At 45.3% G+C, this 13,766-nt stretch carries 10 protein-coding genes; 6 read left to right on the top strand and 4 right to left on the bottom strand.

All coding sequences use genetic code 11. The features are described 5' to 3' along the window. Positions 1-75: 75 nt before the first annotated feature. Both QUA56_RS00880 and QUA56_RS00875 read right to left on the bottom strand, forming a co-directional pair. Positions 76-1,242, bottom strand: a complete 1,167-nt coding sequence (locus QUA56_RS00880; RefSeq protein WP_333351999.1) for an AAA family ATPase — start codon at positions 1,240-1,242, stop codon at positions 76-78. Positions 1,243-1,302: 60 nt separating this feature from the next. Next, positions 1,303-1,917: a hypothetical protein gene (locus tag QUA56_RS00875; RefSeq protein WP_333351997.1), complete on the bottom strand. Its 615-nt coding sequence runs from the start codon at positions 1,915-1,917 to the stop codon at positions 1,303-1,305. Between the two features lie 73 nt (positions 1,918-1,990). Between QUA56_RS00875 and QUA56_RS00870 the strand changes: the two genes are divergently transcribed. Beyond that, positions 1,991-2,839, top strand: a complete 849-nt coding sequence (locus tag QUA56_RS00870) for a M28 family peptidase (RefSeq protein WP_333351995.1) — start codon at positions 1,991-1,993, stop codon at positions 2,837-2,839. Positions 2,840-2,844: 5 nt separating this feature from the next. Here QUA56_RS00870 and QUA56_RS00865 read toward each other — a convergent pair whose 3' ends face one another. Beyond that, on the bottom strand, positions 2,845-3,024 hold the full coding sequence (locus QUA56_RS00865) for a hypothetical protein (protein WP_333351993.1): 180 nt from the start codon (positions 3,022-3,024) through the stop codon (positions 2,845-2,847). A 32-nt stretch (positions 3,025-3,056) separates the two neighbouring features. On the opposite strand from QUA56_RS00865, the gene QUA56_RS00860 reads away from it, so the two are divergent. The 4 genes from QUA56_RS00860 to QUA56_RS00845 all read left to right on the top strand — a co-directional run bounded on the left by QUA56_RS00860 (position 3,057) and on the right by QUA56_RS00845 (position 9,219). Then, entirely contained in the window at positions 3,057-6,938 is a 3,882-nt protein-coding gene (locus tag QUA56_RS00860) for a hydantoinase B/oxoprolinase family protein (protein ID WP_333351991.1), read from the top strand. Positions 6,939-7,502: 564 nt separating this feature from the next. Continuing rightward, positions 7,503-8,150, top strand: a complete 648-nt coding sequence (locus QUA56_RS00855; RefSeq protein ID WP_333351989.1) for a sigma-70 family RNA polymerase sigma factor — start codon at positions 7,503-7,505, stop codon at positions 8,148-8,150. Between the two features lie 278 nt (positions 8,151-8,428). Beyond that, on the top strand, positions 8,429-8,749 hold the full coding sequence (locus QUA56_RS00850) for a 2Fe-2S iron-sulfur cluster-binding protein (RefSeq protein WP_332978414.1): 321 nt from the start codon (positions 8,429-8,431) through the stop codon (positions 8,747-8,749). A 5-nt stretch (positions 8,750-8,754) separates the two neighbouring features. Then, on the top strand, positions 8,755-9,219 hold the full coding sequence (locus QUA56_RS00845) for a hypothetical protein (RefSeq protein WP_333351987.1): 465 nt from the start codon (positions 8,755-8,757) through the stop codon (positions 9,217-9,219). 382 nt (positions 9,220-9,601) lie between these two features. On the opposite strand, the gene treS is transcribed toward QUA56_RS00845, so the two are convergent. Continuing rightward, entirely contained in the window at positions 9,602-12,982 is a 3,381-nt protein-coding gene (gene treS, locus QUA56_RS00840; protein ID WP_333351985.1) for a maltose alpha-D-glucosyltransferase, read from the bottom strand. A 433-nt stretch (positions 12,983-13,415) separates the two neighbouring features. On the opposite strand from treS, the gene QUA56_RS00835 reads away from it, so the two are divergent. Further along, positions 13,416-13,646, top strand: a complete 231-nt coding sequence (locus QUA56_RS00835) for a photosystem II protein, Psb35-related (protein ID WP_333351984.1) — start codon at positions 13,416-13,418, stop codon at positions 13,644-13,646. The last annotated feature ends 120 nt before the right edge of the window (positions 13,647-13,766 follow it).

Here is a 13,766-nt window from a genome sequence, read left to right as displayed (position 1 = left end):
CAAAAAACAATCAAACTGTTGTGGGGTGGGCGTCCCGCCCGCCGAGTATGTGCAATTTAAATGCGCGACAGCTTATTAAAAATTTTTAGGAAGTCCGCCGATATAGCCCCTCAAAAAAGCCTCGGATAATTTTACAGGTTCTTGTCCCTCTAGAGGTTCAGGTTTGAGAATGCGTCTAGCTTTAGTATGCCCTAATTGGTTGCGGTAGATCACAAACAGCCGCTGTTCATCATCATCTAAATCTAAACCGTCCAAAACTGCCGGGTTGTGGGTTGTGAATATAACTTGTTTGTCGTGTTTTTTTGCTAATTCGACTAATTCTTGCATTAATCTGCGACACAATCTGGGGTTGAGAGAAGCATCAATGTTATCTATTGCAAAAAAATTAGGTGTGATATCGGTAATAAATAAAGCAAAGTAAAAAAGCAAAAACAAAAACCCTTCATTGGAACTTCTTTGATCGAAGTAAGCTAAATCTGGATATAAATATCTATCTTTAATTTGGAGAGAGCTTTGAATACTTGATAAATTTGGAGGAGCTTCAAAATCTTGAAACCAATCTATCAATTGCAGTTTTTTCTTTATTTCATTAAGCTGCTCCGGGTTATCTGAACTCAAAAATTTTAAAAGTTTAAACAAACCTTCTCCATTAATGCCTAATGGTTGAATTTGACCTTCTTTTTCAAAAGTTCTTAAGGCTTGGTTTTCAGGAGAATAAATTATAAAAATATTGAGGGAAATTATCAGCGAGAATGCTTGCAACTCTTTGGTCAATCTTGATAGTTCTGGTTCTGAAAAATTCCTTTTTTCTTCTAATATAGAGCGGAGTTTTTCTGCCCCACCGTATTTGTCAATAACACTCTTAACAGCAGTTTTTATAAAAGTTTCAATATCACCCAAAAAATTTTTACTAACCCACTTAGAATAGGGAGAATTATCATTTTGTAAAATACAACTGAATGGTTGTACCTCATTCCCTCTTAACTCAATTTTAATATCTTTAATCAAATTGTCAATTTCAAAAGCCGATCGCATTAATTGAGGTTCTGTCACTCTGATGCCCCGAGAAGCTAAAAACTCGTTATCCAGCTTGTCATCAGCCGCCGCAGAAGCAAGGGCGATCGCCTCTAGGATATTACTCTTGCCGCAGCCATTTTCACCGATCAATACAGTTACTCGTCCTAACTCTAGTTTCAGCTTTTGAATCGATTTGTAATTTTCTATTCTCACTTCTTTTAGCATGGTTTTCTAGATTTATACTTGTGTTTGTTTAATATGACTTAATTTTACTGCCGATCGCACTCAAACGTCAATTGGTTGCGAGACAGCCCCCATTGCTAAAATCCCCAAAATTTTATTCACATCTTTGAGGTAATATTCAGTCAGATCGATACTAATTACACTTCCTTCTAATTTCATAAATTTCCAAATACTCCCAGTTGTCACCGCCCCGTAAATTGTTGAAACTTCATTGCCTGTACGTTCGTTAAATATCCTTGCTGCTAACATTTCCGCTACGCATTGTCCCAAGCCAGCAGTGATATTTTCTTTTTTTGCTTCCACGAGGGTAATTACGGGAGCGCTGACAAATAGTATTTCTGGTGAATTGCTGATAATAAAGTCGCAAATCCCATTTAATCCCCTTTCGCTGTCCACGTCAAACTCTATTCCAGAAAACAAGTTAATTCCTTCCTTTAACTGTCTTCTGAGGTCGATTAAAATTGGGGAAATAATCATTTCCGAACGAGCTTTTTCGCTGTTGCTGGCAAGGGCTAAAGGTACATTATAGCGGAGAATTTCTCTCAAGAGGGCGCTGCATTCTAAGTCTGGTACATCTCCGAATAAATCGACTGTTTCTGAAGTTGTTAGTTCAAAGGTTCGCTTCACTTTTTCTAAACTAAAATCGCTGTAGGGCATTTTGCTTGTCTTCCAAGAATTTTTAAGATTAAACAGAATATAATTTGATTGTACTCATTGTATCTCCGATCGCATGAATCTCAAAGAACGCCTGCACAGCCATCTGATTCAAATTGTACGCGATCGCAATCCATACCTCGCATCCGAAGGGCATTTTTATGCTCAGCAATACATCCGCGAACAGTTGGCACAGTGGGGAACTGTAGAAATTGACGATTTTTCCGTGCGCGGCCGAATTCATCACAATTTTATCTTGGATTTACCCTCCTTCGATCGGGCGAGTAAGAAGCGGTTGCCGCCGATCGTAATTGGTGCTCATTACGATACTGTAGCCGGATCACCTGGGGCGGATGATAATGCTACTGGTGTTGCTGTTTTGCTGGAATTGGCGAGGGCGATCGCATCTGGGCCGCTCAAATATCCAGTGCAATTAGTTGCTTTCGATATGGAAGAATACGGCTGTTTGGGTAGCAAGCATTATGCAGCTAAATTCAAGGAACAGCAACATCCACTGCGGTTGATGATTTCTTTGGAAATGTTGGGTTATTGCAATCATAATCCTAATTCTCAAAACTATCCCGCTGGGTTGAAATATTTTTATCCAAATTGTGGCAATTTTATTGCTTTAATTGGCAATTTGCGGAGGGTTCCCGATTTGATTAATTTGAGCGGGAATATTCGCAAATCTGGTCAGCCCTGCGAGTGGCTGCCGGTGCCGAATCGAGGTTTAATTGTCCCCGATACTCGCCGCAGCGATCATGTTCCTTTTTGGGATAATGGTTATCCGGCTATCATGGTGACTGATACTGCTAATATGCGAAATCCGCATTATCATCGAGAAAGCGATCGGATTGAGACTTTGGATTTGGATTTTCTCGCGGGTGTTTGTCAGGGATTGCTTGAGGCTATTCGACATTTATAGGAATTTTATTTTAACTGACATTTTGTACCTCGATCGAGAACAGGCAAGATGCCTGTGAAGCGAGAGATAAATTGTATTGTGGGGTGGGCATCCTGCCCGCCCATAAAAGGCTGATTAACATTTACGATCGAGAACAGGCAAGATGCCTGTGAAGCGAGAGATAAATTGTATTGTGGGGTGGGCATCCTGCCCGCCCATAAAAGGCTGATTAACATTTATGATGGATAATGATATGAATGCTGTTTTTGACGCTCGCACTCGCTGGCAATTTTGGATCGATCGCGGTGGCACTTTTACTGATATTGTCGCCAAGAGCCCAGACGGTAAATTAGTCATTCACAAGCTGCTGTCGGAAAACCCCGATCGCTACACCGACGCCGCAGTTCAAGGAATTCGCGACATTCTGGGAATTCCCGCCGACGCAGCGATACCTGCGGGCAAAATTGAAGCGATTAAAATGGGGACAACGGTTGCGACAAATGCTTTACTGGAACGAAAGGGCGATCGCACAATTCTGTTAATTACTAAAGGTTTCCGCGATGCGCTGAGAATTGGCTATCAAAACCGCCCGAATATTTTTGCGCGTCACATTGTTTTGCCGGAGATGCTGTACGATCGAGTTATTGAAGTTGCCGAACGCTACAGCGCTCAAGGTGAGGAGTTAACTGCTGTCAATCCCGAGTTTATCCCGTCTTTGCAGCAAGCATACGATGAGGGAATTCGCAGTTGTGCGATCGTCTTCATGCACGGCTACCGCTACTCGGAACACGAAAAACAAGTTGCTAAAATAGCGAAAGAAATTGGCTTTACTCAAATTTCAGTATCTCACGAAGTCAGCCCGCTGATGAAATTAGTTTCGCGGGGAGATACTGCGGTTGTCGATGCTTATTTATCTCCGATTTTACGGCGTTATGTCGAACAAGTAACCAGTCAGTTAATAGAGGCAGATTCCGGGAATGAGGGATTATTAATGCCCAATGCCCAATGCCCAATGCCCAATGCCCAATTCCCCAAATTAATGTTTATGCAGTCCAACGGCGGCTTAGTGGAGGCGGCACAATTTCAAGGAAAAAACAGTATTTTATCCGGCCCTGCTGGGGGAATTGTCGGTGCAGTTCAAACGAGCAAAAAGGCAGGTTTTGATAAAATCATTACCTTTGATATGGGCGGAACTTCGACAGATGTTGCCCATTTTAACGGCGAATACGAACGCGAATTTGAGACGGAAATTGCTGGGGTGAGATTGCGATCGCCCGTGATGGCAATTCACACTGTAGCAGCCGGCGGCGGTTCAATTGTCTTTTTTGACGGGGCTCGCTACCGCGTGGGGCCGGAGTCTGCGGGGGCCAATCCTGGGCCTGCTTGCTATCGCAAAGGCGGCCCTTTGACGGTGACTGATTGTAATGTGATGTTGGGGAAAATTCAACCGGATTTTTTCCCAAAAGTATTTGGATTGAATGGAGATTTGCCGATCGCCCCTGACGTAGTAAAGCAAAAATTTGGGCAATTAGCGGGGGAAATTGGGGGCGATAGGACGGCGGAACAGGTGGCGGAGGGTTTTTTGGCGATCGCCGTGGAAAAGATGGCAAATGCTGTCAAAAAAATCTCGCTTCAGCGCGGTTACGATGTTTCTGAATATACATTGTGCTGTTTCGGCGGTGCGGGCGGCCAACACGCTTGTGCGATCGCCGATGCTTTGGGGATGAAACGGGTATTTATTCACCCTTATGCGGGTGTGTTGTCGGCTTACGGTATGGGTTTGGCTGATGTGCGGGCTATTCGCGAAAGAGCGATCGAGCAACAATTAAATGCAGAATTATTACCTGATTTGCATCATATTTTAACCGAATTGGAGGCAGATGGAAAGAGGGAATTGAACCGCAGAGGCGCAGAGAACACAGAGAATGAGTCAGAGGTTTTAGTTGTTAGCAAGCTGCGCTTAAAATATCAGGGAAGTGATTCGGTTTTGGCGGTAAATTTTGCTGACAATATTGAGGTAATGCAGGCTGAATTTGAAGCAGCCCACCGACAGCGTTACAGTTTTCTTATGCCAGAAAAACCGCTGATTGTGGAAGCGGTTTCGGTGGAAGTTGTAGAAAAAATGGATGTGCCGGAAGCATCCACAATTTCCCCCTCTTGTGCCACGGGCATCTTGCCTGTGCAACCAATTTTGCAGACAATGGATGTGCCGGAAGCATCCACAATTTCCCCCTCTTGTGGCACAGGCATCTTGCCTGTGCAACCAATTTTGCAGACAATGGATGTGCCGGAAGCATCCACAATTTCCCCATCTTGTGGCACGGGCATCTTGCCTGTGCAGCCAATTTCAACGGTGCAAATGTATCTTGCTGGCGGGTGGCAGGCAACGCCTGTTTATCAGAGGGAGAATTTGCGATCGGGCGACTGCATTAGCGGCCCTGCTATGATTGTTGAGGCAACGGGAACTAATATCATAGAACCGGGCTGGGAAGCGGAAATAACCGAAAATAACGATCTAATTTTGAACCGCAGATGCACGCAGATGGAAACCGATAATATCCGCGTTCATTCTGGTTTATCTGCGGTTAAATCCGATCCGGTTTTGCTGGAAATATTTAATAACTTGTTTCGGGCGATCGCGGAACAAATGGGCGTCACATTGCAAAACACAAGTTCCTCAGTCAACATCAAAGAACGTCTCGACTTTTCCTGTGCAATTTTCGACAAAAACGGGCAATTAGTTGCCAACGCGCCGCACATTCCCGTACATCTGGGCTCGATGAGCGAAAGCGTTGAAGCTTTAATTTTAGCACAAGGCAATGCGATTCAACCGGGCGATGTTTATGTTTCTAACAATCCATACAACGGCGGCACGCATTTACCAGATATCACCGTTATTACTCCAGTATTCGATCGTAATTCCTCTTTTCCTTTGTTTTATGTTGCCTCGCGGGGACACCACGCCGACATCGGCGGCGTTACTCCCGGTTCCATGCCTCCTAACAGTACAACAGTAACTGAAGAAGGTGTATTACTTAACAATTTCCTGTTAGTAAGCGAGGGCAATTTTCGAGAAAAAGAATTTCTAGAAATTTTGACAGTGGGAATTTTTCCTGTTCGCAACTCCGCTCAAAATATAGCCGATTTGCAAGCACAAATTGCTGCTAACAAGCGCGGCGGTGAAGAACTTCTCAAGATGGTAGAACATTACGGATTAGAAACAGTACAAGCTTATATGGGCTTCGTACAAGACAATGCTGAGGAGTCGGTGCGGCGGGTAATTGATATTTTGCAAAATGGCGATTTTACTTATCCGATGGATAGCGGCGGACAGATTAAAGTAGCGATTACTATTGACAAATCTGCGCGCACTGCAAAAATAGATTTTACTGGCACTTCTGCTCAACAATCCAACAATTTTAATGCTCCCGCAGCCGTGTGCAAAGCCGCTGTTTTGTATGTTTTCCGCACGTTGGTAGATGACGATATTCCTCTAAATGCGGGCTGTTTGAAACCTCTCGAAATCATCAATCCCGAAGGCTGTATGCTGAATCCTCGCTATCCAGCGGCGGTAGTTGCCGGAAATGTGGAAACATCGCAGAATATTACCGATGCTTTGTATTGCGCGTTGGGAGTGATGGCGGCTTCTCAGGGAACTATGAATAATTTTACCTTTGGAAATCAGCGCTATCAATATTATGAAACTATTTGCGGCGGTTCGGGTGCTGGTGCAAGTTTTGATGGTACGGATGCGGTTCAAACTCACATGACTAATTCGCGTTTAACCGATCCAGAAGTATTAGAATTTCGGTTTCCGGTGTTGTTAGAAAATTTTGAAATTCGGGCTAATAGTGGGGGGAATGGATATCATCGCGGCGGGAGTGGAGTTGTGCGGCGAGTACGGTTTCGGGAGGCGATGACGGCGGGCATTTTATCGGGGCGGCGGGTGATTTCTCCGTGCGGTTTGAATGGGGGTGAAGCCGGGAAAGTTGGGCGGAATTATATAGAGCGCGTTGATGGTAAAGTTGAGGAATTGGGGAGTACGGCGACTGTGGAAATGCAGCCGGGGGATGTGTTTGTCATTGAGACTCCTGGGGGTGGAGGATCTGGTTATTTATAGTAGTAATCTCAACTCCGGTAGCATCGGAATTAATATTACCCACAGTTAGGAAACGGCAGTGCCGTTTCCCTACCCGATTAATTGTAGGGACACGGCACTGCCGTTTCCTCGGTATCATTCTGATGCTACCGGAAACGAGATAAGTAAGCGATCGCTTTTAATTTATCGTCATGAAAAGACACGCATTGTTCCGGTGAAGATTCTTTTTTATCGGAAGTAATATAGCCAGAGTTTTTGATAACTTTTCTGATGTGTGAAAAGCTCATCGCAGAAGTGAAAAGTATATATTAAGCTGTTACGCATTTAAACCATTAACGAGCTAGGTAAGGTGCGTCATTCGCGAACACTTACTATACATGGGAAACGCTTCTCTACGCTGGGCACCCTACTATCCTCCTTTAAATGCCGAACAGCTTATCTTGAAAGAGCGACAAAATGGTAGAAATACCGCTCTGCGGACACCGCACCGCTAGAAAATGATCCTCAACTCTGGAATGTCGATCGACAAATCGTGTAGAATCGGGCTGCACCAGCATTTATTCTCAAACCTATTGCAGAACTATTGTGCAAACACCTAATTTTTCCGAACTCAACCATCCTGTGGTCAAATCCCTGTTCCATCACAGCGACCAGGAATTATTGACTCTGTTTCAAAACCATCCCGATCAGGGTCGCTTCTTCACGGCGATTTTTTGCCGCTACGCTCAAATTGTACACTCGCTGATCCGCCATTCCGTGCGATCGCCCGTACAAGGCGATTACCTGTTTGCCCACACTTGGCAGCACATCTATCACGAGCTCCGAGGCCTCGATTTGCGCCGCGAAATCCAAGAGTCTGAGGGCGGAAATCTCAGTCTCCAAAACTGGCTGATTAATGTCACGGCTATCTGCATCAATCAAGCCGAATTGCCCCCTGTTGAGTCGATTCACTACTCTTTGCAATCTGCTCCGCCTCCCCTGTGGTGTTACGTCAAACAAGCCTTAGAATTGTTAGCACCGCTGCCGCGTTTAGTTGTGTTGATGGCTCAGACTTTCCGCTGGAGCGAAACTCGAATTGCAGCTTATTTGCAAGCAGAAGGCGAAGCTATTTCGCCCGCTCAGGTCAAGGCTTTGCTGCAAAAAGGATATCAAACTTTAGAATCAAATTTGCCGGAGGATATTCGGGCTATTTATCTCGATGAAAATCTCGATTATCAAGAAGCACTTGTCTAGATATAGCGGTTCTCAAGTAAGTGAGGTACGTAGTCGATGCTCTAGCCCTCTTAATTGTGCTTATGTAGCTTGCGTGAGGTAAGCACCGCCATCAACTCCCATTACCAATTAATACTCATACCTCATCTACCTGAGAAAGGCTATATACACAGTTAGTCTCGTAAAACTAACAGCATAAAACCCCCGCTTTTTTTAGTTGTAGAGGCGGGTTTTACCCGAAGTTTTTGCTAGGACTAACAGCATAGTAAACCCGCCCTTTCGCGAATACAGAGGAAAAAATGGCAGTTTATCAAGTTCGGTTGGTGAATCAGGAACGATCGCTCGATCGCACGATCGCAGTACCAGACGACCAGTATATCTTAGATATGGCAGAAGACGCAGGTATTCGCTTGCCGAATGGATGCAAGCAAGGAGAGTGCTCTGCCTGCGTTGTCAAACTGCTGAGCGGCGAAATCGACCAAAGCGAACAAAAGTTTTTGAAGCCGTCAGAATTGCAAGCTGGCTATGCTGTTACTTGTGTAGCTTACCCGCTTTCTGACTGTACTTTGTTAACTCATCAAGAACAAGTTTTGTATCAAACATCTCTTTATTTTAAGTAATAAGTATGGAGCGATTCAAAGATACTCGTGAAACAATCTACTCATTCCAGGATGAATTTCTGGTGCGATGCCCTTGTTGTGATTCACGTGCGATCGTGCGCTGTATCGATCCCGATCGCGCCGATTTCTTTGCTACTCGCAGATTTTCCTGTACAGCTTGTGGTTCCTCAAAAGATTGGTCTGAGAAGAAGATTGAAAGCTGGTATAGTGAGGCACTGGATAACTACTTCCACTATCCTCTGTGGCTTCAAACTTCCTGTTGCGGTGAGACACTTTGGGCTTACAATCTTCGACATTTAGAATTTATTGAGGCGTTTGTTAGGGCAAAGCTGAGGGAACGAAAACCTCATGAACTTTATGGCTGGTCGAATCGCAGTCTGTTCTCTCGCCTGCCAAAATGGATACAATCAGGTAAGAATCGAGAAGAAATTCTCAAAGCGATCGCCAAGATACGCGAATCAGCTTTTTGACTCCTAACTAATACTAATTCTCAAAAGTCATGCAACAGTAGCTGTAGGGTGCGTCGCCACCCTTAAATCCTAAAAAAGAGCGACAATCTCAAAGCGACGCACCTTACCTTCAGGGTGATCGTAAACAAACTTAACACTCATGATTGTTGCAAGACTTGGGAGAATTGGTATAATATTCGCCGCTCCAAATAGTTGTTCAACCAGATTTGGTATCGTGTAACGTGCGTGACTCTCCAGATATAAACGGAGGACACGGCAGTGCCGTGTCCCTACCGCGATCAATTGTAGGGACACGGCACTGCCGTGTCCTCTATATCATTCCGGTGCAGCCGGAATTGATATTAATTGAGCAACTAGAAAGTCACGCATCCTACTTATTTACTCAACTGGGCAGCAACTGTAGAATCCGCTGAAGGGGAATTTCTACCCAATCCAAGCGGTAATTGAGTTCGTATACCAGTTCGGCAACCACTTTTTCTAAGATGTAAGCATCCAGCAAAACTTGCAGTTCCGGGATAGATTTTGGCAAGAAATTTGCATCGGCTGCTGTCGCCAAATAACTCTTCACAAAAGTCAGGCTAACCCAGCGATGCCAAACGTTTGCCCACTGCTGCATCTCCGGGAGATTTTCAGGGCGAATCATGCCGCTTTCTACTTCATGGCGGAGTGCCAAAGTAACAGCGTAATTAAAAGATTGCAGCATTCCCGCAACATCTCGCAGGGGCGATCTTTTCATCCGCCGCTCGCTTAAGGGTCGATTCCGTTCTCCTCCGAAATCAATAATTACGAAGTCTTTGCCTGTATAAAGAACTTGCCCGAAATGAAAGTCCCCGTGACAGCGAATTCGATCGGCCGTAATTCTCAAGTTCAAAATAGACTTGAAACGTTCCATCAGCAAGTCTTCGCGGTTGAGCAGAGTTTGTGCCAATTTTTGGGTGGCCGGTGGCAGGTGAGACAGCCGTTTTTTTAGTAGCAGCAAAGTCCTTCCTGCTAGATTTCTCATCTGTTGATAGATCGAACGCTGGTAAAATGATGTGAAGTTTTCTGGGGCAAAAGCGGGATTTTCTGTGTCAGAAGCTAAAGCGAGGTGAAGTTCGGCTGTCCGCTGACCTAAAAGTTCGGCTGATGCTAAGTAAGAGCCGATAAGTTCGCGAGCTAAGGGGGGAATTTCTAGGGATAAATCGGCTACTAGCGAGTTTGACGGCCGCTGCATTTGTGCAGTCAAAGCGCTCGGTAAATAATTTTCGGGGGAAGTAGATAAATTATTGCCGGAATGCTTTGCTTCTACTGTCATTACTTGCTCGAAATAGTCGCGCAGTGTGTCTAATGTATAAGACCAAGCGTCTATGCTGTCGGGGATTAATTTTTGCAGTATTCCGACGGTAATGAGTTGTTTTCCTTCTGTGCGATATTCCAATGCTCCGGCAATTGGAGCGTAGTGTTGGATCGAGTTGCCATCGGTTAAAAAGCGTCCGATTTCTAATTCGGGGTTGATTCCTTCCTCGACTTTTCGCAATATTTTCAGGACGAAGCGGTCGCCGTAACCTGCGGATATATTGCTTTGTTCTTTTTTGAACAGGTGAGGTTCGAGGTTCGATAAATCTTGTTCCGAGTTGAATGCACTGTCGGCAATTCCTAGCAGTTGACCTGCTGTACCTGTGTAACTGCGAGAACTGGCGATCGCCCCCAGCAACGCGCTCAGGAAACCTTTGTCGCCCGCAGCATCAAATAGTACCCCGACTTCGTTGGTTTCTGGGAAGTGCAGGCGCGCGATCGCCCGATCGTCCGCATCGCCTTTCATCTCTTCCCAACCTAAAGGCAAAACGTAAGTTTCCGGCATACCTTCAGTATAATTCAACTGCAAAAACAGAATGTAAACTGTAGATAGCTCCCCGGCACTATCTTTACATTCAACAGGTATAATTTCACTTATTTCTAATGATTGAGTTGTCCTATCTCTACCGATAAACCAGCGAGTGTACCGCAAGTAATTCGGCAAAATAGAGAGCAGCATATCGCTTAACTGACTTGTAGCAAAAGCGGTTTTCCAATTGCCGATGACCGCCAAACTCGGCAAGTTTGTGTGATAACCCTGCAACGAAAAATCTTCTTGTTTAACAGTAAGAGTAAACCAGTAAAACGTGTGAGGACTCAAGCTCAAAAAGTAAGGCGAGTCGCCAACCGCCGGAAACTCAGTGCGGCCGAAAATCTCCACGGGAACAGCACCTTTAAAGGGCGAAAGGTCTAATTCTGCCGTCTGGACGAAGCGCGACAAATTAGTCACTACGAGGATGTGTTCGTCTTGATAAGTCCGCACAAAAGCTAAAACTTTGCGGTTTTCCGGGTACAGAAACTCGCAAGTTCCGCGGCCGAATGCTTGGAAGCGCTGCCGAATTGCAATCAGGCGTTTCATCCACCACCAAAGAGAACTCGGATTCGCCCGCTGCGCTTCCACGTTAACAGATTCGTAGTGATATTCAGGGTCAACAATTGGCGGCGCGTACAGCCGCTGCGGGTTAGCGCGGCTGAAACCGGCATTGCGATCGCCGCTCCACTGCATCGGAGTTCTCACCCCGTTGCGATCGCCCAAATAGATATTGTCTCCCATGCCAATTTCATCGCCGTAGTAAAGCACAGGCGTACCCGGAAGAGACAGCAGCAAAGCATTCATCAACTCGATGCGGCGGCGGTTATTTCCCATCAAAGGAGCCAAGCGGCGGCGGATGCCCAAATTAATTCTCGCCTGAGTGTCTTGAGCGTAGACTCGATACATATAATCTCGGTCTTCATCGCTCACCATTTCCAGCGTCAGTTCGTCGTGATTCCGCAAAAATAGCGCCCACTGACAGTTATTGGGAATGTGCGGAGTTTGCTGGAGAATATCGCTGACTGGGAAGCTATCTTCCATGTGCAAAGCCATAAATAAACGCGGCATCAGGGGAAAGTGAAAGTTCATGTGACATTCATCCCCAGAGGCATAATATTCAACCGCATCCTCCGGCCACTGATTCGCCTCAGCTAGCAGCATTCTGTTGGGAAATTTCTCATCTACGTGCTTGCGTAAGTGTTTGAGAAATACGTGAGTTTCGGGTAAGTTTTCGCAGTTAGTACCCTCGCGCTCGTACAGGTAAGGCACGGCATCCATTCGCAGTCCGTCAACTCCCATTTCCAACCAAAAATCAACCACATCTAAGATAGCTTGCCGCACGGCTGGATTGTCGTAATTTAAATCCGGTTGGTGGGAATAAAAACGGTGCCAATAATAAGCTTTTGCTACCGCATCCCAAGCCCAATTAGAGGTTTCAAAATCTTGAAAAATAATTCTAGCATCTTGATATTTTTCCGGGGTATCGCTCCACACGTAAAAATCTCTTTCTTTGCTGCCTTTGGGGGCGCGGCGGGCTTTCTGAAACCAAGCGTGCTGGTCGGAAGTGTGGTTGACAATCAACTCAATAATGACTCGAATTCCCCGCAAGTGCGCTTGTTCTAAAAGATGTTTGAAGTCTTCTAAAGTGCCGTAAATCGGGTTGACTGTAGTGTAGTGCGAAGTGTCGTAGCCGTCGTCTCGGAGCGGGGAGGGAAAAAAGGGCAGCACCCAAATTGCTGTTACTCCCAAGTTTTGCAGGTAATCCAGTTTTTCTGTCAACCCCCGAAAGTCGCCGATGCCGTCAGCATTGCTGTCTGCAAAAGCGCGAATTGGCACTTCGTAAATGATCGCGTCTTTGAACCACAAAGGATCGTTATTTAAAATTGAGTTTTGCATAATTGTCATGGAAGAGGGAATCGGAATAGTTACTTAAAATCAAAACTTATAAATAATACCTTATAAGTTGGCGCTGATTCCTCATGCCTGCGGCATAGTTTCGATCGTACTTTGCGATCTCAAAACTTATAAATTCTTAACTAAGAACTCAAAATATCACATAAGTTTTGCGATCGCGGATACAGCGAGAAAGCAGAAGTAGTAAAAATATTCTCCCCGTCGCAGAGTCGGGGCGGGCAGCGCACACCCTACATATCGCTGCGCTGCGCTCCCCTACAGATGATTGATGACTTTTTAGGTAACAACTTCAGCTTAGGTGCGGTTTTCCGTACAACTGGGACGGTTGCCACGACATTACACCACCTTGACGGTGTTGGCAAAAGATTGTTACATTTATTTACATAAGACAACAAAACTTAAGGAACAAGCAGCCATGACTATCGTAATCGCCCTATTAATCGTCGGTTGGGTAGCCGCATCAGTTATCGGCACTCAAGCATACTTCCTGGGCGAACAGTCCAAGCCGATTCACTCACGCAACTGGAACTCAGAATCTTTTGAAAAATTGGCTGTAGCAGTCACAGCAGCAGAGATTGATTACAGCCTTCGCGTTCCCGCCTACAGCATGGATGCTTACGGCAGCCGCACCATGCGCGATTCGTAATATCGAGTAACAGGTTTCACCATTTTCAAGAACAGGCTTTCCGGCCTGTTCCTAATTTTCAATAACAGGCAGGATGCCTGTTCCACAAGAGAATTGATGGTTTGTGGAACAGGCATCTTG

The organism is Microcoleus sp. N3A4 (genome assembly GCF_036701805.1).
In the GTDB taxonomy this organism is placed as follows: Bacteria; Cyanobacteriota; Cyanobacteriia; order Cyanobacteriales; family Microcoleaceae; genus Microcoleus.
The sequence above is the reverse complement of the archived record's forward strand: the minus strand, read 5'-3'. Positions and strand labels throughout refer to the sequence as shown.